This is a genomic window from Streptomyces sp. NPDC002573 (assembly GCF_042889625.1).
Lineage (GTDB): Bacteria > Actinomycetota > Actinomycetes > Streptomycetales > Streptomycetaceae > Streptomyces > Streptomyces gibsoniae.
Genome location: NZ_JBIARC010000013.1, coordinates 15,510 through 40,132, shown reverse-complemented (window position 1 = coordinate 40,132; position 24,623 = coordinate 15,510). Strand labels below are relative to the sequence as shown.

General features: G+C 71.8%; 25 protein-coding genes and 1 pseudogene. 15 read left to right on the top strand and 11 right to left on the bottom strand.

What is annotated here, in order from left to right; all coding sequences use genetic code 11:
* Nucleotides 1-85: 85 nt before the first annotated feature.
* The 3 genes from ACFYX0_RS15040 (at nt 86) to ACFYX0_RS15030 (ending at nt 2,238) form a co-directional block, all read left to right on the top strand.
* Nucleotides 86-736 (top strand): DUF6518 family protein, encoded by a 651-nt coding sequence (locus ACFYX0_RS15040; RefSeq protein ID WP_388970392.1) that lies wholly within the window; start codon nt 86-88, stop codon nt 734-736.
* Nucleotides 737-835: 99 nt separating this feature from the next.
* Nucleotides 836-1,393: a DoxX family protein gene (locus tag ACFYX0_RS15035; RefSeq protein ID WP_388970390.1), complete on the top strand. Its 558-nt coding sequence runs from the start codon at nt 836-838 to the stop codon at nt 1,391-1,393.
* Between the two features lie 428 nt (nt 1,394-1,821).
* Nucleotides 1,822-2,238 carry a transglycosylase SLT domain-containing protein gene (locus ACFYX0_RS15030; protein WP_388970388.1) on the top strand — a complete coding sequence of 139 codons (417 nt, stop codon included), beginning with the start codon at nt 1,822-1,824 and terminating at the stop codon, nt 2,236-2,238.
* 75 nt (nt 2,239-2,313) lie between these two features.
* On the opposite strand, the gene ACFYX0_RS15025 is transcribed toward ACFYX0_RS15030, so the two are convergent.
* Nucleotides 2,314-2,730 carry an ATP-binding protein gene (locus ACFYX0_RS15025; RefSeq protein WP_388970386.1) on the bottom strand — a complete coding sequence of 139 codons (417 nt, stop codon included), beginning with the start codon at nt 2,728-2,730 and terminating at the stop codon, nt 2,314-2,316.
* Nucleotides 2,731-2,823: 93 nt separating this feature from the next.
* On the opposite strand from ACFYX0_RS15025, the gene ACFYX0_RS15020 reads away from it, so the two are divergent.
* A complete protein-coding gene (locus ACFYX0_RS15020) occupies nt 2,824-3,672 on the top strand; it encodes a helix-turn-helix domain-containing protein (RefSeq protein ID WP_388970384.1) in 849 nt (282 codons plus the stop codon).
* Nucleotides 3,632-3,907, top strand: coding sequence for a DUF397 domain-containing protein (locus ACFYX0_RS15015; protein WP_388970382.1), 276 nt, complete (start codon nt 3,632-3,634; stop codon nt 3,905-3,907). The genes ACFYX0_RS15020 and ACFYX0_RS15015 overlap by 41 nt, the downstream gene beginning before the upstream one ends.
* 51 nt (nt 3,908-3,958) lie before the next feature.
* Here ACFYX0_RS15015 and ACFYX0_RS15010 read toward each other — a convergent pair whose 3' ends face one another.
* The gene (locus tag ACFYX0_RS15010) at nt 3,959-5,128 is read right to left on the bottom strand and encodes a steroid 3-ketoacyl-CoA thiolase (RefSeq protein WP_311690434.1); all 1,170 of its coding nucleotides are present in this window, start codon (nt 5,126-5,128) and stop codon (nt 3,959-3,961) included.
* A gap of 259 nt (nt 5,129-5,387) precedes the next feature.
* On the opposite strand from ACFYX0_RS15010, the gene ACFYX0_RS15005 reads away from it, so the two are divergent.
* Together ACFYX0_RS15005 and ACFYX0_RS15000 are read left to right on the top strand one after the other, a co-directional pair.
* Nucleotides 5,388-6,623: a cytochrome P450 gene (locus ACFYX0_RS15005; protein ID WP_388970380.1), complete on the top strand. Its 1,236-nt coding sequence runs from the start codon at nt 5,388-5,390 to the stop codon at nt 6,621-6,623.
* Between the two features lie 246 nt (nt 6,624-6,869).
* Nucleotides 6,870-8,498 carry a hypothetical protein gene (locus tag ACFYX0_RS15000; RefSeq protein ID WP_388970378.1) on the top strand — a complete coding sequence of 543 codons (1,629 nt, stop codon included), beginning with the start codon at nt 6,870-6,872 and terminating at the stop codon, nt 8,496-8,498.
* Here ACFYX0_RS15000 and ACFYX0_RS14995 read toward each other — a convergent pair.
* Nucleotides 8,455-10,503 carry a bifunctional glycosyltransferase 87/phosphatase PAP2 family protein gene (locus tag ACFYX0_RS14995; RefSeq protein ID WP_388970376.1) on the bottom strand — a complete coding sequence of 683 codons (2,049 nt, stop codon included), beginning with the start codon at nt 10,501-10,503 and terminating at the stop codon, nt 8,455-8,457. The two genes, ACFYX0_RS15000 and ACFYX0_RS14995, sit on opposite strands and share 44 nt — an antisense overlap.
* Before the next feature lie 396 nt (nt 10,504-10,899).
* Here ACFYX0_RS14995 and ACFYX0_RS14990 point away from each other — a divergent pair, with 396 nt between their 5' ends.
* Nucleotides 10,900-12,276: an MFS transporter gene (locus tag ACFYX0_RS14990; protein ID WP_388970375.1), complete on the top strand. Its 1,377-nt coding sequence runs from the start codon at nt 10,900-10,902 to the stop codon at nt 12,274-12,276.
* Between the two features lie 204 nt (nt 12,277-12,480).
* Nucleotides 12,481-13,155, top strand: a complete 675-nt coding sequence (locus ACFYX0_RS14985) for an O-methyltransferase (protein WP_388970374.1) — start codon at nt 12,481-12,483, stop codon at nt 13,153-13,155.
* A gap of 26 nt (nt 13,156-13,181) precedes the next feature.
* Here the strand turns inward: ACFYX0_RS14985 and ACFYX0_RS14980 are convergent, their stop codons facing one another.
* Complete coding sequence (locus tag ACFYX0_RS14980) at nt 13,182-13,577, bottom strand: hypothetical protein (protein ID WP_355907599.1); 396 nt, start codon at nt 13,575-13,577, stop codon at nt 13,182-13,184.
* 118 nt (nt 13,578-13,695) lie between these two features.
* On the opposite strand from ACFYX0_RS14980, the gene ACFYX0_RS14975 reads away from it, so the two are divergent.
* On the top strand, nt 13,696-14,115 hold the full coding sequence (locus ACFYX0_RS14975) for a DUF1992 domain-containing protein (protein ID WP_355907596.1): 420 nt from the start codon (nt 13,696-13,698) through the stop codon (nt 14,113-14,115).
* Nucleotides 14,116-14,201: 86 nt separating this feature from the next.
* On the opposite strand, the gene ACFYX0_RS14970 is transcribed toward ACFYX0_RS14975, so the two are convergent.
* Both ACFYX0_RS14970 and ACFYX0_RS14965 read right to left on the bottom strand, forming a co-directional pair.
* Nucleotides 14,202-14,828, bottom strand: coding sequence for a hypothetical protein (locus ACFYX0_RS14970; protein ID WP_388970372.1), 627 nt, complete (start codon nt 14,826-14,828; stop codon nt 14,202-14,204).
* A gap of 5 nt (nt 14,829-14,833) precedes the next feature.
* The gene (locus tag ACFYX0_RS14965) at nt 14,834-15,511 is read right to left on the bottom strand and encodes a hypothetical protein (RefSeq protein WP_388970370.1); all 678 of its coding nucleotides are present in this window, start codon (nt 15,509-15,511) and stop codon (nt 14,834-14,836) included.
* 187 nt (nt 15,512-15,698) lie between these two features.
* Here ACFYX0_RS14965 and ACFYX0_RS14960 point away from each other — a divergent pair, with 187 nt between their 5' ends.
* Nucleotides 15,699-16,217, top strand: a complete 519-nt coding sequence (locus tag ACFYX0_RS14960; RefSeq protein WP_388970367.1) for a GNAT family N-acetyltransferase — start codon at nt 15,699-15,701, stop codon at nt 16,215-16,217.
* Here the strand turns inward: ACFYX0_RS14960 and ACFYX0_RS14955 are convergent.
* Complete coding sequence (locus tag ACFYX0_RS14955; protein ID WP_388970365.1) at nt 16,214-18,358, bottom strand: DHA2 family efflux MFS transporter permease subunit; 2,145 nt, start codon at nt 18,356-18,358, stop codon at nt 16,214-16,216. The two genes, ACFYX0_RS14960 and ACFYX0_RS14955, sit on opposite strands and share 4 nt — an antisense overlap.
* Nucleotides 18,359-18,547: 189 nt before the next feature.
* On the opposite strand from ACFYX0_RS14955, the gene ACFYX0_RS14950 reads away from it, so the two are divergent.
* On the top strand, nt 18,548-19,579 hold the full coding sequence (locus tag ACFYX0_RS14950) for a peptidoglycan-binding protein (RefSeq protein ID WP_388970363.1): 1,032 nt from the start codon (nt 18,548-18,550) through the stop codon (nt 19,577-19,579).
* A gap of 20 nt (nt 19,580-19,599) precedes the next feature.
* On the opposite strand, the gene ACFYX0_RS14945 is transcribed toward ACFYX0_RS14950, so the two are convergent.
* Nucleotides 19,600-20,265, bottom strand: a complete 666-nt coding sequence (locus ACFYX0_RS14945) for an HAD family hydrolase (protein WP_388970361.1) — start codon at nt 20,263-20,265, stop codon at nt 19,600-19,602.
* A gap of 255 nt (nt 20,266-20,520) precedes the next feature.
* Nucleotides 20,521-21,102: a TMEM165/GDT1 family protein gene (locus ACFYX0_RS14940; protein WP_388970359.1), complete on the bottom strand. Its 582-nt coding sequence runs from the start codon at nt 21,100-21,102 to the stop codon at nt 20,521-20,523.
* A gap of 397 nt (nt 21,103-21,499) precedes the next feature.
* On the opposite strand from ACFYX0_RS14940, the gene ACFYX0_RS14935 reads away from it, so the two are divergent.
* The 3 genes and pseudogenes from ACFYX0_RS14935 to ACFYX0_RS14925 all read left to right on the top strand — a co-directional run bounded on the left by ACFYX0_RS14935 (nt 21,500) and on the right by ACFYX0_RS14925 (nt 23,596).
* Nucleotides 21,500-22,144, top strand: a complete 645-nt coding sequence (locus tag ACFYX0_RS14935; protein ID WP_388970357.1) for an HNH endonuclease family protein — start codon at nt 21,500-21,502, stop codon at nt 22,142-22,144.
* Between the two features lie 233 nt (nt 22,145-22,377).
* Nucleotides 22,378-22,794: pseudogene (locus ACFYX0_RS14930) on the top strand (DoxX family protein).
* Nucleotides 22,795-22,996: 202 nt separating this feature from the next.
* A complete protein-coding gene (locus ACFYX0_RS14925) occupies nt 22,997-23,596 on the top strand; it encodes a VTT domain-containing protein (protein WP_355907569.1) in 600 nt (199 codons plus the stop codon).
* 61 nt (nt 23,597-23,657) lie between these two features.
* Here the strand turns inward: ACFYX0_RS14925 and ACFYX0_RS14920 are convergent, their stop codons facing one another.
* Both ACFYX0_RS14920 and ACFYX0_RS14915 read right to left on the bottom strand, forming a co-directional pair.
* Nucleotides 23,658-23,906 (bottom strand): DUF2277 domain-containing protein, encoded by a 249-nt coding sequence (locus ACFYX0_RS14920; RefSeq protein WP_355907567.1) that lies wholly within the window; start codon nt 23,904-23,906, stop codon nt 23,658-23,660.
* A gap of 129 nt (nt 23,907-24,035) precedes the next feature.
* Entirely contained in the window at nt 24,036-24,623 is a 588-nt protein-coding gene (locus ACFYX0_RS14915) for an isochorismatase family protein (RefSeq protein ID WP_355907564.1), read from the bottom strand.

The window sequence follows — 24,623 nt, the reverse complement described above, 5'->3', positions numbered from 1 at the left end:
TGTATACACAGCATCTATACACGGCTTCTATACATGACATGTATAGTACGTGCCGTTCGTGGGACCGTGACCGTGGAGGCCACCGATGACGACCACCGCCCCCAGCCCGCCGGCCACCCTGGGGAAGAGAGTGCGCACCTGGGGCGGCCGTACGGTGACGGCTGCCGGCGGTGGCCTGCTGCTCGGCGTGCTCACCAACCTGGCCCAGGGCCGGCTTCCCGGAGCGTGGAACCAGATCGCCAACTCCGGCGCCATCTGGTCGACCGTCGCGTTCGCCGCCGGAGCACTGCTGTACCGGCGGGGCTCCCTGGCACAGGCCGCGACCGGTGGCCTCGGCGCGGAGACCGGACTGGTCGTCGGGTACTACGGCTACGCCGAGTTCGGGCGCGGCGGCATGGGGAACCTCTTCTGGCCGCTCATATGGCTCGGCATGGCCCTCGTCGCCGGGCCGCTCTTCGGTGTCGCCGGCCACTGGTGGCGGTGCGGCCGGGACGTGCGCCGCCGCGTGATCGGCCTGGCCGCGTTCGCCGGACTCTTCGGCATGGAGGGCATCGTCTACGCCTGGAACCTCCACTACGCCCCGCAGGCCTGGGCCTGCCTCGCGGTCTTCGCCCTGGCCCCGCTGCTCATGGCGCGTACACACAAGGAGCGCGCCCTGACGCTGGGCGCCGCCGCTCCCTGCGCACTCCTGGCCTACGCCGTCATCGAGCTGCCCCTCCAGATGCTCTCCACCTGACGTAGGCGCCGCGTCGCCACCGGGCCGAGATGCGTGTCCGGGGCGCCTGCGAAAGGCTGGAGTCAGCGCCCCTCACGGCGCGTCCACCGGAGCGGTCAGATGGCGTACTCGGACCGGCCGTCGGCTCCCACGGAACCGGTAGAACCGGCGGCACGCGGCATGCGCCGGTCGTATTCATGGGCCGGCGACTGGGGACTCCTGCTCCTCAGAGTGGTCTTCGGGCTGCTGATGGCAGGGCACGGCACCCAGAAGCTCTTCGGGATCTTCGGAGGCGGGGGCCTGACGGCCACCGGCGAGTACCTCTCCTCCCTCGGCTTCCATCCGGGCAGGGTCTTCGCCCTCGTCTGCGGCCTCTCCGAACTCCTCGGCGGCCTCGGCCTGGCCGTCGGACTGCTCACCCCCCTCGCCTCCGCCGCCCTGATCGGCGTGATGATCAACGCCATGGCGACCCAGACCGCCCCCCATGGCCTGTGGGAAACACAGGGCGGCATGGAGTACAACATCGGCATCGCCGCCGTCGCCCTCGCCGTGGCCGCCCTCGGCCCCGGCCGGCTGGCCTTCGACAGGCTCTTCCCCTGGGGCAGGGGAGGTTGGGGCCCGGCCGCCATCGCCCTCGGCCTCGGCGGCATCGGCGCCGCGATCACGCTGACCCTCTGAGGGGCTCGCGACGCATTCACGTGCGGCGCCGGTCACATCCCGCCTCCCGCGCATGCGGCCTGGCTCACACCGTCCGCTTCCTCCGTGTGCAGCCGCTATGCGCGTTCCGTCACTCAAACCGTGACGAGCCCCACGTGACCACCGTCACCTACGACGCGGGGCCGTACTCCCAAGCCGCCGCCATGCCCTCGTCAATCAGGGCGCTGACCTGCACATTGAGAGCCACGTCACACAGGGGGCCTTCTTCGCGGATGCGACCATCACTAGTAAAAGGGGGCATTGCGGACGGGGTTTCCGCCTGCTTCTCTGGATGACGTCGCAGGGCGCCACGAACCCACTCGGGTCGCGGCGCCAGTGCATACCCCCACCACCTCCGCGTGGTTCCGGCATGCCTGCGACGCCCATGTCCCCGACGAAAAGGTGCCTCTGTGTCCGTCTCCTTCATCCGCCGCATCGCCTCCCCGAAGAAGGCCGTCGCCGCCACCGCCCTCGCCGCTGCCGCGGCCGGCCTGGCGATGACCTCGGCGCCCGCTCAGGCCGCCACCCCCACTTCGGCCACCAACGCTCAGGCGATCGCGCACCAGATGATCCCGGACGCCACGCAGTTCGCCGCGTTCAACAAGATCGTCTCTCACGAGAGCGGTTGGAACATTCACGCCACCAACGCCTCCTCCGGCGCCTACGGCCTGGTGCAGGCCCTGCCGGGCTGCAAGATGGCGTCCGCCGGTGCCGACTGGAAGACGAACCCGGCCACCCAGATCAAGTGGGGTCTGAACTACATGAACTCCCGCTACGGCAGCCCCGCCGCCGCGTGGAACTTCTGGTCCACCCACCACTGGTACTGACAGAGCCGAAAGCAGTGACCGCGAAGGCGGCGGCCCCCACCGGGGCCGCCGCCTTCGGCTTGTTCGTCTCCCCGTTCAGCAGCGGCACTCGAACCACACGGTCTTGCCGCCCGAGGGTTCCGGCTCCACGCCCCACTTGTCGGCCACCGCGTCCAGCAGGAGCAGCCCGCGACCGCCCTCCGAGTCCTCCGGCACCTCGGACCGGGCCGACGGAAGCCCGGAGAACCCGTCGGTCACCTCCACCCGGACGCCCGCCGTCTGCCGCATCACCAGCACCGTGCACCGCCGGTCCGGCACATGCCGTACGACGTTGGCCACCAGCTCGGACACGCCCAGCTCGGCGGCGTCGGCCAGCTCCGCCATCTCCCATTCGCGCAGGAACGAGCGGACGACGCGCCGGATGTGCCGCGCCGAATGCTCACCGACGGTGAGACGCATGCGGTACTGGGCGGGGCGGGGCTCTAACAGCGCCGGGGGAATGTAGTCGTTCACGGTACAAGGCTGACCTGCCGCGACTACGCTGCGCTACAGACGGGATACAACCGGTGCCGCAGTGGGCCGAGTTGTCGCGAGAGGGGGCTCCACGTGACCCACATCAACGTCCTCGACCCGGGCGCCTCACCGCTCGACTACTACGGGTTCGAGCTGCGCCGCCACCGGGAGGCCGCGGGACTGACCCAGCGGCAGCTCGGGGAGATCATCAACTACACCGGTTCGCTGGTGGGCCAGATCGAAACGGCCAGAAAGCTGCCGACACCGGAGTTCAGCGAACGGGTGGACGCGGCGCTGGGGACGGGTGGGTTGCTTTCACGGCTGGTGCAGCTGGTCATGCGCAGCCAACTTCCGGCCTGGTTCAGGCAGGTGGCGGAGTTACAGGCGCGGGCGACAGGTATCTACGCCTTTGAATCGCACATGGTGCCGGGCCTTCTTCAGACAAGGGCGTACGCCCGCACCGTGCTCGGCGCTCTTGACCAGACGGACCTGGACGACCGCACCGCCGTACGGCTCGACCGGCAGCGCATCTTCGAAAAGGAGGAGCCGCCCGTCTACTGGCTGGTCCTCTTCGAGTCGGCGCTGCATTTGCAGATCGAAGGACCGACGACGATGCGGGAGCAACTGGCGCGACTGTTGTCCTTCGAGGACGACCCCCTGATCAACATCCAGGTGCTGCCGTTCTCGGCCGGAGCGCACGCCGGACTCCAAGGCTCATTCGACCTCTATCGCTTCACAAGCGACCCAACCATCGTCTACACCGAGGGGTACGGCAGCGGACATCCGACCGCTAATCCGGACACCGTCAAGGACTGTTCGCTCCGTTACGATCATCTCCAGGCCGCCGCTCTTTCCCTCAAAAGCTCGGCGGAGCTGATCCGGCGCGTGATGGAGGAACGCTATGGAGAACAAGGCACTGCCGACGGCAACCCAGTGGCGTAAGTCCAGCTACAGCAGAGACCAGGGCGGCGATTGCGTCGAATGCGCCCCCCTCGGCAGCCTCTCGTGGCGCAAGTCGTCGTACAGCGGCGACCAGGGAGGCAACTGCGTCGAGATCGCCGAACTTCCCGGCGCCACCGTAGCCGTACGAGACTCCAAGACCCCCGGAGGCCCGGTACTCGCCTTCCCGCCCGCCGTGTTCACCACGTTCGTCGAGTGGGCGGCAGTCGCACGCTGATCTGTGGGGCGGATTCGGGCCACTGCATCACCGGCCCGAATCCGCTCACCCCTACAGTCGTTGAATGATCGTGCCCGTGGCCAGACCGCCGCCCGCGCACATCGTGATCAGGGCGAACTCCTTGTCCGTGCGCTCCAGTTCATGGAGTGCAGTCGTGATGAGGCGGGCGCCCGTCGCTCCGACCGGATGGCCCAGGGCGATCGCGCCGCCGTTCACGTTCACCCTCTCCAGGTCCTGGTCGAAGACCTGCGCCCAGCTCAACACCACAGACGCGAACGCCTCGTTGATCTCCACCAGGTCGATGTCCCGCAGGGACATCCCCGCCTTGCCCAGGACCGCCTTCGTCGCGTCGATCGGGCCGTCGAGGTGGAAGTGCGGGTCCGCGCCCACCAGCGCCTGCGCCACGATCCGCGCCCGGGGCCGCAGCTTCAGGGCGCGAGCCATCCGCTTCGACGCCCACATCAGGGCCGCCGCGCCGTCCGAGATCTGCGAGGAGTTGCCCGCCGTGTGGACCGCCGTCGGCATGATCGGCTTGAGTCCGGCCAGCGCGTCGAGCGAGGTGTCGCGCAGGCCCTCGTCCCGGTCGACCAGCCGCCACATGCCCTGACCGGCGCGCTGCTCCTCCTCGGTCGTCGGCACCTGGACGGCGAACGTCTCCCGTTTGAACCGCTCCTCGGCCCAGGCGACCGCCGCGCGCTCCTGCGAGATCAGCCCGAGCGCGTCGACGTTCTCCCGGGTCAGCCCGCGGTGCCGGGCGATCCGCTCGGCGGCCTCGAACTGGTTCGGCAGGTCCACGTTCCACTCGTCCGGGAACGGCTTGCCCGGGCCGTGCTTGGACCCGGAGCCGAGCGGCACCCGGGACATCGCCTCGACACCGCAGCTGATCCCGACGTCGATGACGCCCGCCGCCACCATGTTGGCCACCATGTGCGCGGCCTGCTGGGAGGAGCCGCACTGGCAGTCGACGGTCGTCGCCGCGGTCTCGTACGGCAGGCCCACGGTCAGCCACGCCGTGCGCGCGGGGTTCATCGACTGCTCGCCGGCGTGGGTCACCGTTCCGCCGACGATCTGCTCGACGCAGTCGGCGGGGATGCCGGTGCGGCCGAGGAGTTCACGGTAGGTCTCGCCCAGAAGATAGGCGGGATGCAGATTGGCGAGCGCGCCGCCGCGCCTGCCGATGGGGGTGCGAACGGCTTCGACGATCACGGGTTCCGCGGCCATGGGGGGTTCGTCCTCTCCTCGGTCACCCGCGCGGCGCGGGCGTCCCGGCCCACCCGCCACGCAGAACTAGTACGCGTTCTAGTTCTGCTTGCAGTCTGCGGACCCGGCCTCCCGGGCCGCAAGAGTCGTGCAGTCTCCGATCGTCGTGATCTGCACGAGTTCCGCACGGAATTGGGCGCGCGACACCCCTTGCGGCTTGTAGAACCCGTTACTACCTTCACGGCAATTCCTGATGGGCCGTCAGAAGGGTGGGAGGCCCATGCCCTGTCCCGCGCTGCCCGACGGGTTCGACTTCACCGACCCGGACGTGCTGCACCATCGTGTGCCCCTGCCGGAGTTCGCCGGGCTGCGCCGTGCGGAACCGGTCCGCTGGATCGCCCAGCCGCGGGGGGTGGCCGGTTTCGCGGACGACGGCTACTGGGCCGTCACCCGGCACGCGGACGTCAAGTACGTCTCCACGCACCCGGAGATCTTCTCCTCGTACCTCAACACCGCGATCATCCGCTTCAACGAGCACATCGAGCGCGACCGGATCGACGCCCAGCGGCTCATCCTGCTGAACATGGACCCGCCCGAGCACACCCGGGTCCGCCAGATCGTCCAGCGCGGCTTCACCCCGCGCGCCATCCGCGCGCTGGAGGAGCGGCTGCGCGCCCGGGCGCGCGCCATCGTGGACAAGGCCCGTGCCCACGAGGGCCCCTTCGACTTCGTCACCCAGGTCGCCTGCGAGCTGCCGCTCCAGGCCATCGCCGAACTGATCGGCGTCCCGCAGGAGGACCGGGCGAAGATCTTCGACTGGTCCAACCGGATGATCGCGTACGACGACCCGGAGTACGCCGTCACCGAGGAGGTCGGCGCCCAGTCCGCCGCGGAGATCATCGGGTACGCGATGAACATGGCCGGCCAGCGCAAGCAGTGCCCGGCCAAGGACATCGTCAGCACACTGGTGGCGGCCGAGGACGAGGGCAACCTCGCCTCCGACGAGTTCGGCTTCTTCGTCCTGATGCTGGCCGTCGCGGGCAACGAGACGACCCGCAACGCCATCACGCACGGCATGCACGCCTTCCTCACCCACCCCGGCCAATGGGAGCTGTTCAAGCGGGAGCGCCCGTCGACCACCGCCGAGGAGATCGTCCGCTGGGCGACTCCGGTGGTCGCCTTCCAGCGCACCGCCACCCAGGACACCGAACTGGGCGGCACACCGATCCCGAAGGGCGACCGGGTCGGTCTCTTCTACTCCTCCGCCAACCACGACCCCGAGGTCTTCACCGACCCGGACGCCTTCGACATCACCCGGGACCCCAATCCGCACCTCGGCTTCGGCGGCGGAGGCCCGCACTACTGCCTCGGCAAGTCCCTGGCCGTCCTGGAGATCGACCTCATCTTCGGCGCGATCGCCGACACCATGCCGGACATCCGGGTGGCCGGCGACCCGCGACGGCTGCGCTCCGCCTGGATCAACGGGGTGAAGGAACTCCGGGTGAGCGCGGACTGACCGGCGCGGACCGGCAGACGCGGGCCGCCGGCCTCCCGGCGCCGCCGGCCCGTCCCGTGGGAGGCAGGGGCAGTCTCCCCCACGCCCCGCCCCTGCCTCCCTCACACCACCCCGTACGGCCCACCGGTCCCCGTACGGGTGAACTCCCCCTTCCCTTCCGCGTCCTCACAGGGGCACAGTCGCCGTGCCCTCGCGATCGCCCTCGCTGTCGCCCTCGCCGAAGACGCCGAACGGAAGCGTGCCCTCTTGATCCCTGCCGAACTCGCGCCGGTCCGGTCCGAGGACACCGCCACTCCCACGGGCCGATCCCTCCGGGCGTTCGGGGCCCGGCATCGGATCCCGCTCCTCGCCACGCTCGCCGGCCTGCCGCTGTACGCGGTGTGGTGGCTGTTCCTCGCCACCGGAGGAGGCGACCTCGCGGCGCAGGAGGCATGGGCCCGGTTCGCGGCCGAGCACGGCGGGTCGGCGTACAACCTCTTCTGGTACGGCGGGATGCACACCGCCGACTACAGCCTGATCTCGCCGTATCTGATGGCGGCCCTCGGCGTGCGCACGGTCACCGTCGTCTCCGGGGTGGCCTCCTCCTGGCTGGCCGCGGTGCTGATCGTGCGCACCGGAGTGCGCTGGCCGCTCGGTCCGGCGCTGCTCGCCTCACTGGCGCTGTGGTGCGACGTGGCCTCGGGCCGCACCACGTTCGCACTGGGCGTCGCCTTCGGACTGGCGGGCTGTGTGCTGCTGACCGGGCAGCGGCGGCTCCTGTGGGCGACGGCGTGCACGGCGCTCGCGACCATGGCGAGCCCGGTGGCCGGTCTGTTCCTGGCGGTGCTCGGGGCCGGTTTCCTGTGCGTACGGGACTTGGGGCGGGCCCTGGTGCTGCTGGCACCGCCGTGCGCGGTGGTCACCGCGACCACCTTGCTGTTCCCTTTCACCGGGGAGCAGTTGATGCCCGCGGACCGCATCTGGCAGCCGGCGTTGTTCGGGCTGGCGGTGACGGTGCTCGCCCCGCGGAGCTGGCGGGTCGCGCGCTGGAGCGGGGGCGTGTACGCGGCGGGGACCGTGCTCGCGTATCTGATCCCCTCGCCGGTCGGGACGAACGTCGAGCGGCTCGCGGAACTGTTCGCGCCGGCCGCGCTGCTCGCGATGCTGCTGGCCCGGCCCCGGCTGCGGGGGCTCCGGCGGGTGCTGCTGGTCGCCGCACTGGTCTTCTCGGTCACCTGGGTGGGCCGCAAGACCGTCAACGACCTGAGGGTCTCCACCACCGTGCCGGCCTGGGCGGCGGACACCGGCGGAGTGGTACGGGCCCTCGAGGAACTCGGCGCGAACCGGACCCGCGTCGAGGCCGTCCCGGCGCGCAACCACCGCGAGGCCACCGTCCTCGCCCCGCACCTGAACCTCGCGCGCGGCTGGAACCGGCAGCTCGACATGGAGCGCGCCCGCCTCTTCTACGACGGCACGTTCTCGGCGGCCTCCTACCGCCGCTGGCTGGACCGCTGGGCGGTCGGGTTCGTCGTCCTGTCGCCGGCCGAGCCGGACGGGTACGCCAAGGACGAGGCGCAGCTCGTGCGCGAGCACCGCCCGGCCTGGCTGGAGCCGGTGTGGCGGGACGCGCACTGGCGGGTGTACCGGGTGCGCGACGCGGTGCCGCTGGTGACGGCACCCGCGAGGGTCCTGCGGACGACGGCCGCGGAGGTGGACGTACGGGTGCCGCGGCCCGGCCCGGTCACCGTGCGGATCGCCCACTCGCCGTGGCTGCACGTCGACGGCGGCGGCTGCCTCGCCCGGGACGGCGAGTTCACCCGGCTGAAGGTCACCGCGCCGGGCGTCTACCGGATCAGCTCGGAGTACGGGCCCGCACCGGGGCGGGGACGGTGCTGACCGCCGGGGGAACGGCCGCCGGCCGGGCGCGCGGCCCCTGGACGAGATGGGCGAGCGCGAAGCCCGCGCCGACGACGGCCGCGCCGCCCAGCGCGTCCAGCACCCAGTGGTTGCCGGTCGCCACGATCGCCGAGAGCGTGAAGAGGGGGTGCAGCAGACCGAGGACCTTCATCCACCACCTCGGCGCGAGCACCGCGACGGTCAGCCCGCACCACAGGGACCAGCCGAAGTGCAGCGAGGGCATCGCGGCGTACTGGTTCGTCACCGCGGTCAGGGTGCCGTAGTCCGGCTTGGAGAAGTCCTGCACGCCGTGGACGGTGTCGATGATCCCGAGGTGCGGCATCAGCCGCGGCGGGGCCAGCGGATAGAGCCAGAAACCGGCCAGCGCGATGAAGGTGGCGAAGCCGAGCACCGAGCGCGCCCAGCGGTAGTCGACCGGGCGGCGCCGGTAGAGCACGGCGAGCACGGTCAGCGGGATCATGAAGTGGAAGGACTCGTAATAGAAGTCGAAGAAGCCGCGCAGCCACCCGACCTTGACGACGGCATGGTTGATCCCGCGCTCGATGTCGATGCCGAGGAACCGCTCCAGGCCGAGGATCTGGTCGCCGTGGTGCTCGGCGGTGGCCCGGCCCGCCACGCCCTCCTCGCCGGTGGCCGCGAGCCGGACCCGGGAGTAGGCGGCGTAGGTGACCCGGATGAGCAGCAGTTCCAGCAGCAGGTTGGGCCGGGTGAGGACCCTGCGCAGAAAGGGCAGCAGGGGGACGTAGGGCCTGCGGGTGGGGACGGGCGGCGCGTACTCGGTGGGCACGGGGGCCCGGTAGGACGGGGAGGTGCGGGGCAGGAACGGGACGAACGTGGCGGCGGCGAGGGCCGCGAGCAGCACCAGGTTGTCGCGCAGCGGCTCGACCACCGTCATGTTCGGCACCATCGTCGTCGCGGGCAGCGTCATCACCAGCACGACGGCGAGCGGCCAGACGTACCGGTCCGAGGCCCGGGTGCCGACCCGGCCGACCACCGCCAGCAGCACCCACAGCAGTTGGTGCTGCCAGCTCGTGGGTGAGACGGCGACCGCGACACAGCCGGTGACCGCGACGGCGAGCAGCAGCTGCCCGTCCCGCGCGTACCGGATGGCGCGGCGCAGCCCGGCGGTCGCGACGGCGGCGCCCAGCACGAGGAACAGGCCGATCTCCAGCGGCCCGGACAGGCCGAGCCGGAGCAGGGCGCCGTGCAGGGACTGGTTGGTGTGGTCGTCGGCTTTGCCGCCGAGACCGGTTCCGGCCACATGGTGCACCCAGTAGGTGTACGAGTCGTGCGGCATCGCGGCCCAGGCGAGCAGGGTGCACACGGCGAAGGTGCCGACGGTGGTGGCGGCGGCGCGACGGCGGCCGGTGCCCCACAGCAGGGGCGCGAACAGCAGCACGGTCGGCTGGAGCGCGGCGCCGAGGCCGATCAGCAGACCCCCGGCCCGCTGACCGCGCACGACGAAGCAGCCGAGCAGGACCAGGAGCACCGGGATGATGCTGGTCTGGCCGAGCCGGAGGGCGTTGCGCACCGGCAGCGACAGCATCAGCAGGCTGATCGCGACGGGCGCGGCGAGCAGCGCGCTGCGCCGGGTCACCGGCTGGGGCAGGGCGCGGGCGGCGATCAGGCCGAGCGCGACGACCAGGAGCAGGGTGCCGAAGGTCCAGCCCCAGCCGAGGGCCTGCTCGGCGGCCCGGGTGAGGGGCTTGAGGACGAGCCCGGCGAACGGGGTGCCGGTGAACCGCGTCGAGTCGTACAGCGACCCGTTGACATGCAGCACCCCGCTGGGGCCGACCCAGGTCTCCAGGTCCGTCAGCCGCTCGCCGCGGGGGGTGCCGAGGACGGCGGCCATCTGCCGGCCCCCGAGGACCGCGACGATCAGCCAGAGGCCCACCCGGGCCGCTCTCAGCCGTGCTCTCGTCTGCTGGGGAGTCCCCGCCGCGAAGGCTCCGGCCGCCTGCCCGCTGTGCTCCACGTTCGCCACGCCCCGTCGGCCCTCCCGACCCGTTCGTCCCGTACGTATGCATCTGCGCGGACCTTATGACGCTCGCGGCACCCCTCGGTGGGGCGCGGGCAACCCCCTCTTCACCTGAGGTCCGCCAGGCCTTCGTCCGCACGACGATAGCCGCGCAAGCGGAACGGTTCCCTCCTAAATGCGCGACATGGATCACAATTACGACGGCGTCAGCCCCCGCGCGGACCTGGCGTCACCCCTGCGTACACCACATTTCGCCACACTTCGGAGCGACACCGTCACTTTACGTAAAGTCGACAAGTACCCCTATGGTCCTTTCGAGCCCGCCCTCGTGGGGGGCCACCGGCCCGCCGCCCGTCGGCGCGCCCTGTCCCTGTCCCCGGAGAAAGGCAGGCGAGCGGACTCTTGCCGACCGTCGCACCGCCCACAGCACCCGTCGCCCCCGTGTCCCCGGCCCGTCCCGGGCCAACCGTCACCGACCCCGCGCTGGTCAGGCGCGCCGTCAAGGCCGCCGCACTCGGCAACGCGATGGAGTGGTTCGACTTCGGCGTCTACAGCTACATCGCCGTGACGCTGGGCAAGGTCTTCTTCCCGTCCGGCAACGCCACCGCACAGCTGCTGTCGACCTTCGGCGCCTTCGCCGCGGCCTTCCTCGTCCGCCCGCTCGGCGGCATGGTCTTCGGCCCGCTCGGCGACCGGATCGGGCGGCAGAAGGTGCTCGCACTCACCATGATCATGATGGCGGTCGGCACGTTCGCGATCGGCCTGATCCCGTCCTACTCGGTGATCGGCGTCGGCGCGCCGATCCTGCTGCTGGCGGCCCGCCTGGTCCAGGGCTTCTCGACCGGCGGTGAGTACGCGGGCGCCTCCACGTTCATCGCGGAGTACGCGCCGGACAAGAAGCGCGGCTTCTTCGGCAGCTGGCTGGAGTTCGGCACGCTGGCCGGATACATCGGCGGCGCGGGCCTGGTCACCCTGATGACGGCGCTGCTGTCCTCCGCCGACCTGGTGGCCTGGGGCTGGCGCATCCCGTTCCTGATCGCGGGTCCGATGGGCATCATCGGCCTGTATCTGCGGATGCGTCTGGAGGAGACCCCGGCGTTCGCGGCGGAGGTGGCGAAGGCCGAGGCGGACCGCCCCAAGGTGCCGCTGCGCGAGATGGTCACCGGCCAGTGGAAGGCGCTGCTGCTGTGCATGGGCCTGGTGCTCGTCTTCAACGTCACCGACTACATGCTGCTGTCGTACATGCCGAGCTACCTCACCAGTGAGCTGAAGTACGACGAGACCCACGGACTGCTGGTCGTGCTCGGTGTGATGGCGCTGATGATGGTGGTGCAGCCGTTCGCGGGCGCCCTGACGGACCGCGTCGGCCGCCGTCCGGTGATCGCCGCGGGCTGCGCGGGCTTCCTGGCCCTGTCGATCCCGGCGGTGCTGCTGATCCGGCAGGGCAGCCTGCTCGCGGTCGCGCTCGGCATGGGCGCGCTGGGACTGCTGCTGGTCTGCTTCACGGCGGCGATGCCGGCGGCGCTCCCCGCCCTCTTCCCGACCCGGGTCCGCTACGGCTCGCTCTCGATCGGCTTCAACGTCTCCGTGTCGCTGTTCGGCGGCACGACCCCGCTGGTGGTGACGGCGCTGATCGGCGCGACCGGGAACATGATGATGCCCGCGTACTACATGATGGCGGCGGCCGTGATCGGCGGTGCCTCGGTGTGGTTCATGGCGGAGTCGGCGGGCCGCCCGCTGCCGGGGTCGGCCCCGGCGGTGGAGCGCGTCGCCCACTGACCCCCGACACCGCGCGCCCGGACGGCGCCGCGCCGGCACACCGCCGGCCGCGGCGCCGTCGCGCGTTCACCCCCGCCCCTCTCCCCCGATCGGCTGACATCCCGGCCCCTGGCCGGATATGCGCTGACAGCGCACCCCACTCCGGCTATATTCGTTAGCGAGACTAGTTAGATGCTCTAACCAGGTCCAGGAAAGGGACGGTGCATGAGCACAGCGCAACAGCTCTGGGACGACGTGGACTCGTACTTCACCACCCTCCTCTCCCCCGCCGACGAGGTGCTCGCCGCGGCCCTGAGAGACAGCGACGCGGCCGGACTCCCACCCATCAACGTCGCGCCGAACCAGGGGAAGCTGCTCCAGCTCCTCGCCCAGATCCAGGGTGCGCGCCGCATCCTGGAGATCGGCACGCTCGGCGGGTACAGCACGATCTGGCTGGGCCGCGCACTGCCCGCGGACGGCCGGCTGATCACCCTGGAGTACAGCGCGAAACACGCCGAGGTGGCCCGCCGCAACCTGGCCCGGGCGGGCCTCGACCGGATCGCCGAGGTCCGCGTCGGCCCCGCGCTGGAGTCGCTGCCGAAGCTGGCCGAGGAGCACCCGGACCCGTTCGACCTGGTCTTCATCGACGCGGACAAGGCCAACAACGGGCACTACGTCGAGTGGGCCGTCAAACTGACCCGCCCCGGCAGCCTGATCGTCCTCGACAACGTGGTGCGCTCCGGCCGGATCACCGAGGCCGACAGCGACGACCCCAGCCTGCAAGGCACCCGGGCCGCGCTCGAACTGATCGCCGGGCACCCCAAGTTGAGCGGGACGGCGGTGCAGACGGTGGGCACCAAGGGGCACGACGGGTTCGCACTGGCACGCGTGGTGGCCTGACGGGCCCGTGTGCGCCCCCTCACGTCCTATGCCTCGTGGTAGAAGGCCACGTTCACGCTGCGCGGGGCGGTGCGGTCGCGGACGACCAGTTCGCCCGAGCCGCCGTGCGGGAGCGGGACCGTGCCGCCGTAGGGCAGGGCCTGGGCGGGCTGTCCCGTCAGGGCCAGCGTCACCTCGGAGGACGGCTCGGCCAGGGAGCCGCGCAGCCAGCTCACCTGCCAGTCGCCCTGCGGACCGCACAGGAACTCGAGGTGGATCCGCGAGACGAACAGCCAGTCGTCCGGGGTCGCCAGCCGGCACACGGCCGCGTCCCGGCCCACCCTCAGCACGGTTCCCGGGTCGCTGGGCGCGTCGGCCATCAGCATGCCGGCCGTCGCCCCGGCGTCCGCCGCGGAGACCGAGGCCATGGTGAGTTCGAGCACGTGCGCTCCTCCTGGGTACAGCGGTTCAAGTGTCCTGCGGGAGAGCCCGGTTGGCGTCCGCGGCCGAATGATAATTCGCTCGATCGCCGCGTCGGGTGACGTCCGGCACAATGGACCCATGACCGAGCGCAAGCCACCGGGCGTCAGCTTCGAGTCCTTCGCCGACAAACAGATCCGGGACGCTCAGGAACGCGGAGAGTTCGCGAACCTCCCCGGCGCCGGCGAACCCTCGGCCTCGGTCACCGAGACGGTGTACGACGAACTGTGGTGGATCAAGCGGAAGATGGCCCGCGAGGGCCTCGCGGTCCTGCCCCCGACCCTGGCCCTGCGCAAGGAGGCCGAGGACACGCTTCTCGCGGTCGCGGCGGCCCCGTCCGAGCGGGTGGTGCGCCGCATGATCGAGGCCCTCAACGTGAAGATCCGCGACATGATGTTCAAGCCGCCGCCGGGCCCGCCGCTGGGCCTCAAGCCGTACGACGTCGAGGAGGTCGTACGGCAGTGGCACGAGCGCCGGGCGGGCACCCAGGGCGCGGGCTGAGACCCGGCGGGGCCGGCCCGGGGACATGATCCCCGGGCCGGCCCCGTCCGCGTCCTGCGGCGTTCCTCGGCCCTACGGCCGCCGCCTCACAGGTTCAGCAGCCGCTCGACGGTCAGGCGGTAGTCACGCAGGGCGAGCCGCAACTGTTCGGTGTCGGCGCCGCCGCGTGCGTCCTCACCCACGTCCTGCCACGACGCCTTCAGGGTCCGCCGCCGGGAGGCCACGGCCTCCGAGAGCCGTGCGACGACCTCCTGCGCCACCCGGTCGGCCTCCTCCACGGCGTCCCGCGGCTCGTCGACGAACTCGCCGATGGCGTGCCGCAGGCGCAGCGCGAACTGCTCGCACTCGTCCCGCGGCAGCAGCCGCGCCTGTCCCGAAGCGCCCTCCGGCCGGAACGCCGCGGGCTCCCGGGCGCCGGTCGTTCCCGGACCGGCGGTCTCCCGGTACCGGGTCCCCTCGGGGCGCAGTCCGGCGGCCTCGCGATAGGTCTCCTCGGACCGCATGTCGGCCTCCTCCCGATACCCGACGCCCGCGGGCCGCACATCGGCGGCCTCCCGCGGATCGGTCCCTTCCGACCCCAGGTCCCTGCGGCGCGCGATCCCCTCGGACCGCGCGTCCGCGGCCTGTCGTCGCTCGGCTCGCTCGGCTCGCTCGGGGGGCAGCTCGCCCTCGGCCCGGCGTGCGTCGTCTCCGCCCGCTGTCCGATCAGTCATCACTCTCAACTCCCCTTCGCATGCTGCCGGTGAAAGCCCCACGGCAGACGGGACGGTCCCTCGCTGCGCCCGGCGGCCTGCCCGGACCTGTCCGCTCCGGCCTCGGCCCGCGGCCGGAGCGCGGGAGCGACGAGGTCGTCGAAGAGCGCGCGGGCCTCCAGCAGGACCTTCCGCATCTCCTCCGTGCCCGCGCGGCCGTCGTCGGCACCGGCGGCCGGGGTCTGGGCGGCCCGGTGCAGCCGGCGGTAGCCCTGGACATGGTCGGCGTGGTGCACGGACAGCGCGTCCAACTGCTCCTCGTAGCGGCCGCCGTCGGGGAAGCCCCGTGCGCCCGCCAGCTCGGCGAGCAGCCGGTCCGCCTCGGCCACCGCGTCCCTCGGGGAGTCGACGAAGCGTTCCTGGGCGGCCGTCCAGCGCGCCGTGTACCGCTCGCGCTCGGCGGGTTCCAGCGGCTGCTCCCGCAGCGAGCCGTACTTCTTCAGCCTTCCGGCGAGTTCCCGTTCGGCGGCCTCCGCGTCCCCGTCGTGCCGGGTCACGGCGCGCTCGTACTCGGGTCCGAAACGGCGCCGCAGCCTGCGTCCGCCCCACGCGCCCCGGGTCCGCGGGGCGACGGCGGCCGCGCCCGCGACGACGGCCGCCACGATCACGATCACGATCAAAGCGATGATCAGGCCAGTGGACATGGATGCCTTCCGTTCTCCCGGCCCGGCGGGCCGTCTTCCGCCCGGGTTGCCCTCAGGACGGCCGCCAAACGAGCCCGCGCGACCTCGGACCGCCCGCACCGGGCGTGCGCCACGGCGCGGACCGGCGCTCGTGTCCCGCCCCGAATTCGGTTGTCGGCGCCGCCCGGCGGTCCGGACAATGGCCCGCGTGAACTGGACCGTCGCCCCCGAACGCCCGGACTCGCCCGTCGCCCTCGCGCTGTGGCGCGCGTACTACACGGAGGTCAGCGACCGCTGGTACCGGCTCCACGAGGGCCGCTCGACCGACCCCGGCGAACTGGAGCGGGAGATCGTCGCCGAGACCGGCGCCGAGCTGGCCCCGCCCCGCGGGGTGCTGCTGGTGGCGCGGTACGCGGGCGAACCGGCGGGCACCGCGGGCGTACGGCTGACGGACCCGGCCACGGCCGAGCTCAAGCGGGTCTTCCTGCGCGGGGAGCTGCGCGGCAGGGGCGGGGCCCGGCTCCTCGTGACCGCCGCGGAGGACCGTGCACGCGCGCTCGGCGCGCGGCGGATGGTCCTGGACACCCGCCATGACCTGGTGGAGGCCCGCGCCCTGTACACCCGCCTGGGGTACGTCGAGACCGAGCCGCACAACGACGAGCCGTACGCGGAACACTGGTTCAGCAAGCCGCTGACACCGGTCCCGGTGCCGGGGACCGGTGACTAGAGGGGCCGTCCGGGCGTCCTCGTCCGCGTACCGTCGTGCGGGCGTTCCGCGTCGCAGCCGCACATCTCGGCGTTCAGCTCCTTGACCAGGCTGCGCAGGTCGGTCGGGCGGTCCGGACCCCACCAGTCGCCGAGCAGTTCGGCCAGGGACTCCTCACGGGCCTCGTACAGGCGCTCGGCGACCTCACGGCCCCGCTCGGTGAGCAGCAGGCCGAGGCCCTCCCGCCGCGCGAGCCCCCGCTCCTCCACCTGGCGGGCGGCCTGGAGGATGACGGTCAACGGGACCATGCTGCGCTCGGCGAGGATCGCCGGCTCGGCACATCCGTACTTCTTGATCCGCAGCAGCAGCCAGCTCGCGCCGGGCAGCAGGTCGTAGCCCGCGCGCACAGTGATCTTCTGGTAGATCTCCCGCCGCCCCTCCCGCGAACCGAGGACGGACAGCGCCCGGCACACCTCGTCGTACGACGAGCGCTCCACCGGGTTGCTCGCCAGCGTCTCCGTCACGTCGGGTGCCGTCACCGAGCCGCGCAGCCGGTCCTCGCGCAGGAACCACGCCAGCACGAAGCCGAGAAGGGCGACCGGGGCGGCGTAGAGGAAGACGTCGGTGATGGAGGAGGCGAACGCGTGCAGGACGGCGGGCCGCACACCGGCCGGGAGGGCCGCGATACCGCGCGGGTCGGCCTTCAGGGTGCCGGGGGTGATGCCCGACGGGACGGAGCGTCCGGCGAGCGCCGTCGTCAGTTCGCCGCCCAGACGGCTCGCGAAGATCGCGCCGAAGACGGCCACCCCGAAGGAGGCGCCGATGGAGCGGAAGAAGGTGGCGCCGGAGGTGGCGACGCCGAGGTCCGCGTAGCTGACGGCGTTCTGCACGATCAGCACCAGGACCTGCATGACCAGGCCGAGCCCCAGACCGAACACGAAGAAGTAGACGCTCATCTCGGCGGTGCTGCTGAACTCGTTGAGCCGGTGCAGCAGCAGGAGGCCGATCATGGTCACCGCGGTGCCCACGACCGGGAAGACCTTCCAGCGGCCGGTGCGGCTGACGATCTGCCCGGAGCCGGTGGACGACAGCAGCATCCCGGCCACCATCGGCAGCATGTGCACCCCGGACAGGGTGGGACTGATGCCGTGGACGACCTGGAGGAAGGTCGGCAGATACGTCATCGCGCCGAACATCGCGAAGCCGACGATGAAGCTGATGACGGCCGAGAGCGTGAAGGTGCGGACGCCGAAGAGCTTCGGCGGCAGCACGGGTTCGGCCGCCCGGCGCTCGACGGACACGAAGGCGGCGAGCAGCACCGCACCGAGCACCGCCAGACCGATGATCTGCGGTGAGGCCCAGGCCCAGGTGGTGCCGCCGAGCGAGGCGACCAGCACCAGACAGATGGCGACGGCGGCGATGAGGAAGGTGCCGACGTAGTCGATGACATGCCGCTCCGACTTCCTCGGGATCCGCAGGACGGCCGCGATCACGGCGAGGGCGACGATCCCGATGGGCAGGTTGACGTAGAACACCCAGCGCCAGCTCAGATGCTGGGTGAACAGTCCGCCGAGGAGCGGTCCGAGCACACTGGTCGTGCCGAAGACGGCGCCGAAGAGCCCCTGGTAGCGGCCGCGCTCCCGGGGCGGGACGATGTCGCCGACGATCGCCATCGACAGCACCATGAGCCCACCGCCGCCCAGTCCCTGGACGGCCCGGCAGGCGATCAGCTCGGGCATGTTCTGCGCCATGCCGCACAGCGCGGAGCCGATCAGGAAGATCACGATCGCGGCCTGGAACAGCGACTTGCGGCCGTACTGGTCACCGAGCTTGCCCCACAGCGGTGTCGCCGCGGTCGAGGCCAGCAGATAGGCCGTGACCACCCACGACAGATGCTCCAGACCGCCGAGGTCGCTGACGATGGTGGGCAGCGCGGTCGCCACGATCGTCTGGTCGAGGGCGGCCAGGAACATGCCCAGCAGCAGCGCGCCGATGGAGACGATGACGCCGCCGTGCACGCCGCCGTCGGGCACCGCGCGGTGCCCGCCGAACGGGCCGCCGGGGCCACCGCCGGGTGACTCCGACACGGCTGTGTCCGCCGCGGATGCCGCGTGCGTCACCTCCGCAGCCTCCCCCGTCCTGTCCTGCGCGTCGCTGGTCATGAAAGGCCTCCTCCCGTGGACGGTGGTCGACCTGTGGGGCTCTCGTCCATCGTGCTCTCCCATCCTGGGCGGAATGACCAGTTATGGCCTGTTGAATCTCCATGGGAAGCGGGGATTCCGGGGGTTCCCGGGAGATTCCGTGAGGGAGATCTGCATAATCTCTGGAACTCGGCGGGAGGGGACCCACGCGTGAGCGGATCGAACGAACGGGCCTGCCCGGAGTGCGAGGCGCCACGGAGGCCGGACGGAACCCCCTCGTGCGGATGCACCCTGCGGGCGTCCGACGCCCTCAGGGACGCGCGTACGGCACAGGCGGCAGCGGCGGGTGACTTCGATCCGCTGCTGATTCGGCCGTATGTGGAATTCGGGGCACTGGAGAACACGCGGCCGGGACCGGGGGGTTCGGCGGCCGGGGACGCGGGAGCGAGGAGTCCGGACGAGACGTTGCGCCGTCCGGCGGTATCGGAGCGGGACGCGGGGCCCGCGGACGAGACCATGCCGCTCGGTACGGTGCCACGCTCACCGCACGGCGGCAGCGCGCCCGAGTCCGGGGGGACCGACGAGACCCTGCGGCTCGGTGCCGTACCGGATCCCGAGGCGTCGGACGAGGAGCCGCCCCCGCCCCGGCGGCGGCGTGCCGTGCTGCTCGCCGCCGGGGGCGCGGTGACGGTCGCGGCCGCTGCGGCGGCGCTCGTCGGCGGGCCGTTCTCATACCATCCGCCGCAGCGGGACGGCGCGCTGCCCGGCGACATCCGCGCGAGCGTCCCGGAGGACTCGCCCGAGGGCGGCACCTCGGCACCACGGTCCACGGTCTCCGCACCGGCACCCGCGACGCACCCGGCTCAGCCACCGAGCACCGGCCAGGCGCCCTCCTCCGCGTCACCGTCGAGCGCGCCCGCGACCCCTTCCGCCTCCCCCGACCCGAGCGGCACGACGACCGGGCGGGCGACCGCCACCGCCTCCCCGAGCCAGGGCGGAGTGGCGCAGCAGCACCAGACCCAGGTCCTGCGCCCCGGCGACGAGGGCCCCGGGGTGAAAGAGCTGCAACTGCGGCTGCGTCAGCTGAACCTGTACATCGGCCCCGCCGACGGGGTGTACAGCGACCAGGTGGAGTACGCGGTCCGCACGTACCAGATCGCCCGTGGCGTCACCCAGGACGATCCGGGGGTGTACGGGGCGCAGACGAGGGCGAAACTGGAGTCGGAGACCGACAAGCCCTGACCGCGGCGGCCGGCGCGCGGTCAGCCGAGGTACAGCCGGATCGCGCCCTCCGGCGTGGACTCCACCCGCACCTCGGTGAGGTCCTGGACCAGTGCGTCGGGACCGTGCAGTCCGGCCCGGGAGCCGACGCCGACCACCCGCATCCCGGCGGCGCGCCCCGCGGCGATGCCCACGCCGGAGTCCTCGAAGACCACACAGTCGGCCGGGGCGACGCCGAGCTCGGCGGCTGCCTTGAGGAACCCCTCGGGGTCCGGCTTGCTCGCGCCCACGCTCTCGGCGGTGATCCGCAGCTCCGGCAGCGGCAGCCCCGCGGCGGCCATGCGCGCGGTGGACAGTGCCACGTCCGCCGACGTCACCAGGGCGTGTGGAAGCCCGGCGAGAGAGGCGAGGAACGCGGCGGCGCCGGAAACCTCGACCACCCCGTCCATGTCCGCGGTCTCCTCGGCGAGCATGCGGGCGTTGTCGGCGTGGTTCTGCTCCATGGGGCGGTCGGGCAGCAGTACGGCCATCGACGCGTGCCCCTGGCGGCCGTGCACGACCTTCATGACCTCGTCGCCGTCCAGCCCGTGCCGGTCGGCCCACCGCCGCCAGCACCGCTCCACCACGGCATCGGAATTGACGAGGGTGCCGTCCATGTCCAGCAGCAGGGCGCGGGCGGTGAGAACGGTCGTGGCCGTCATCGGCATGGCTCCAAGGGGCAGGGAAGGGGCCGGTGCGCCCCGAGGGGACAAGGCGGCCCCGCCCACCGGTCAGGGGAAGTGGGCGGGAGCCACTTTGTTCCTCCACGGTACAAAATCAGTCGCCGTCTCGCCACCGCCCCCTCGAAGCCTTCGGTACACCGCCATGAGCCGTTCACCGCCCGGCCATCGCTCCCCGCGCCCCGGAACCGCGTCCGTCAGCGGACCCGCGCCCGGGTCCGCCCCCGAGGAAGCCGTGAACCGTCACGCCGCCACGGCCTCGAACAGGCTCCACACCCCGAGCACGAGCATCAGCAGCGCCGCGATCCTCGTGATCAGCTTCAGCGGCACCCGCTTCATCAGCGCCTTGCCGCCGACGATGCCGAGCCCCGCGACCGCCCACAGACCGAGCACCGCGCCGAGGCCCACGGACAGCGGGTCGTCGTAACGCGCCGCGAGGTTCGCGGTCATGATCTGGGTGAGGTCACCGAACTCGGCGATGAGGATCAGCATGAAGCCCGCCGAGGCCACCTTCCAGAAACTCTGGTTCTCGGGCCGGCGGACCTCCTCGTCGTCATCGCCCTTCTTCAGGAGCAGCACGGCGGCGCCGCCGAGGAAGAGCACACCGGTGATCCCGTGCACGATCTGCTGCGGCAGCAGGGTCAGCAGGCTGCCCGCGGCGACGGCGAGCACGACATGCACCAGGAAGGCGGCGGCGACGCCGACGAAGACGTACGAGGCGCGGTAGCGCGTACCGAGGACGAGTCCGGCGAGGGCCGTCTTGTCCGGCAGCTCGGCCAGGAAGATGACACCGAAGACGAGCGCCAGGACGGTGATGCTGATCAAGATTCCTCAATCGGTCGGGGCCGCCCCGCCGAGAGTGTGATCTGCGCGAACACCTCGGCACGGCAGCACACGGATCACCCATGCCGTAGGGCACGGGTGTGCACTGCTTAGCCGAAGGTCTCGCTGGCCGGTCCTCCGACGAGAACCTGCCTCCGGGCGCCGGCTCAGACGTGCTGAGCAGTGTGTCGACGGTCCGGCGAAGAGCTACTCCCCTTCTGCGCCCCCCATGCTACGCGACCGCACGGCGGCATCACGGGGGCCGTAAGTCATGTCACAGCCCCTGTCGTGTCATGCACGCGTCATTAACTTCTTACCGAAGACACACCTTCCGGTAAGAACCCCTCGCGACCATGTCCTGGCCCAGGCTCCAACACCCCCACCCCACACGGGAGTTCGCATGCCCAAGGTCTACGCGCGTCGACGGCTGAGCATACTCGCGGCCTTCACCGGCCTCATAGCCTCCGTCGGACTCCTCAACGGCCCGACCGCCTCCGCCGCCCTCCCCACACCGGTCAGCGCCGCCACCGCCCGCAGCTACCTCGCCTCGCTCACCGTGGCGACGGAGAACCGCACCGGCTACAACCGCGACCTGTTCCCGACCTGGATCACCATCAGCGGCACCTGCAACACCCGCGAGTACATCCTCAAGCGGGACGGTTCGAACGTCGTCACCGACTCCTCCTGCGCCGCCACCAGCGGCAGCTGGTACTCCCCCTACGACGGCGCGACCTGGACCGCCGCCTCCGACCTCGACATCGACCACCTGGTCCCGCTGGCCGAGGCCTGGGACTCCGGCGCGGGCAAGTGGACGACGGCCCAGCGCCAGGCGTTCGCCAACGACGTCACCCGTCCGCAACTGCTCGCCGTCACCGACAACGTGAACCAGGCCAAGGGCGACCAGGACCCGGCCACCTGGATGCCGTCCCGCACGGCGTACCGCTGCACGTACGTCCGCGCCTGGGTGCAGGTGAAGTACTACTACAACCTCTCCGTCGACTCGGCCGAGAAGACCGCGCTCCAGAACTACCTCTCCGCCTGCTGATCCCCGGCCCCGTCCCCTCCCTCGTCCGTCGCCCCGTACCGCGCGGGGCGACGAAGGGACGCGGCGACACTCCTCGGCATGGCCAAGTGTTGAACTTGCAAGTACAAATTAGGTTCACCTAACCTGACGGCTCAGTCGGTTGTCGTCCCCAAGACCGGTCCGTTCGCGGACCGAAACCAGACCGAAGGAGCCCCCACATGACCGCTCACCTCAACAGAACGCAGCCATAAGCGATCGCGGTGTTCCGGATCGCGATCGGCCTGCTCTTCGCCTGCCACGGCGCCGCCTCACTGTTCGGCGTCCTCGGCGGAGCCGTCGGCTCCCGCGGCGGGACCGTGCCGACCGGCGCCTGGCCGTTGTGGTAAGCCGCCGTGATCCAGCTGGTGGCCGGCGTCCTGGTGCTGCTCGGCCTCGGCACCCGCGGTGCCGCTCTCCTCGCGTCGGGTTCGATGGCGTACGCGTACTTCGACGTCCACCAGTCAGCGGCCCTGTGAGCGATCCAGAACGGCGGCGAACTGTCGGCGCTCTTCTGCTGGGCCTTCCTGCTGCTGGTGTTCACCGGCTCCGGCGCGTTCGGCCTCGACCGCCTCGTCACCTCCCGAACGGTCACGGCCGCCGAGGAGCGGGCCTCGCAGCCCGCCACGGCCTGACCTGCCTCGCACGCGCTTCTACGACGGTGCCCGCTCCCTCTCGGCAGGGGGCACCGTCCCGCGTCGCCACAGGGACCCCCGCCGCCACTGCTGTCACAGCCGCCGCGTACGCTGTACGGCTGTCGAAAGGCCGCTCCTGCCGCTCCCCCGCGCGACATCGCGGCACGCAGTTGCCTCTGGGGAGTCGGACGGGGAGTTCGCGGTGTTGGAGAGTGTGGGGGCGCTGGCCGGCAGCCCCTGGATCTACCCGGCGGTGGCCGCCTCGGTCCTGCTGGACGTCTTTCTGCCGCTGCTGCCGAGCGGCGTCCTGGTCATCACGGCGGCGACCGCGGCGGCCGCGGGTTCGGCGGTGACGCACGTACCGGACATCTTCCTGCTCATCGTCTGCGCGGCGGCGGCCTCGGTGCTCGGCGACCTGGCGGCCTACCGCCTGGCCTGGCGCGGCGGTGCCCGCCTGGACCGCGCGATCGCCCGCTCGCGGCGGCTGTCCGGCGCACAGGAACGCCTCGGCGTGGCCCTCGCCCGCGGCGGCGGCGCGCTCGTGATCCTCGCCCGGTTCGCGCCCGCGGGCCGCTCGGTCGTCTCGCTCGGCGCGGGCGCCGCCCATCGCCGGGCCCGTGAGTTCGTGCCCTGGTCGGCGCTGGCGGGCATCGCCTGGGCCGCGTACAGCGTGGCGCTCGGCTACTTCGGCGCCCAGTGGCTGGGCGCGAGCTGGCTGGCGACGGGGGTCTCGGTGGCGGCCCTGTTCGCGGCGGGCGTGGCGGCGACCTGCCTGATGCGCCGCCCTGCCACACGGGAGTAGCGGGCCGACGCCGACGGCCCGGATCGTGGCCGGGAACGGTCGGCGCCTGCGACACCCCCGCTCAGTCGCCGTGCGGCGCCGCGGACGCGGCCTCGCGGCTGTGACCCCGTACCTCCAGCCCGGCCAGCAGCTCCGCGGTGACCGCGGCGACCGCGTCCACGGCCCGGTCGAACACCTCACGGTTGTGGGCGGCGGGGGCACGGAAGCCGGAGACCTTGCGCACGAACTGGAGCGCGGCGGCCCGGATCTCCTCCTCCGTGGCGTCGTCGGGGATGGCGGGCGGGCGGAGGGTCTTGATGCTGCGGCACATGGGTCAAGTGTGGCGCGGCCGGCCGGGCGCTGTCCGCCGACCGCCCGTGATCCGCCGCCGCAGGTCGAACGCAGGGGGCGTGGCGCGCGGACGAGTGCGCGCCACGCCCCCTGCCGTCGCCGTCGTGGATCAGACGGCGTGGGTCTTGCCCAGCAGTTCCAGGACCTCGGCCGTCGTACCCGTCTCGCCGAGGCGCGGGAAGATCCGCTCGACGCTGCCACGGTGGGCCTCGGGGTCGGCGTCGCCCATCGCGTCGGTGACGAGCGTGACGTGGTAGCCGTGCTCGTAGGCGGCCCGCGCCGTGGACTCGACACCGATGCTGGTGGCGATGCCGGTCAGCACGATCTGCGTGACCCCGCGCCGGCGCAGCCGGACGTCGAGGCCGGTGCCGTGGAAGGCGCCCCAGTTGCGCTTGGTGATGTGGATGTCGCCCGGGTGGCCGGACAGTTCGTCGACGACGAGGTCCCAGCCCTCGGGGAAGGAGCGGGCGCCGCGCTGCTGCTCGGTGCGGCCGGGCACGACATCGGATCCGTCGGCGGCGAAGGAGACCCGGACCAGGACGACCGGGAGGTCCCGGGCCCGGAAGGCGTCCGCGAGTTCGGCGGAGCGGGCCACCACCTCGGGGCCGCTGTGGGGCTGCGTGGGCAGTCCCGCGATGCCGTTCTGCAGATCGATCACGACCAGGGCGGTGCGCGGGTCGAAGGTGGTGAGAGCCAT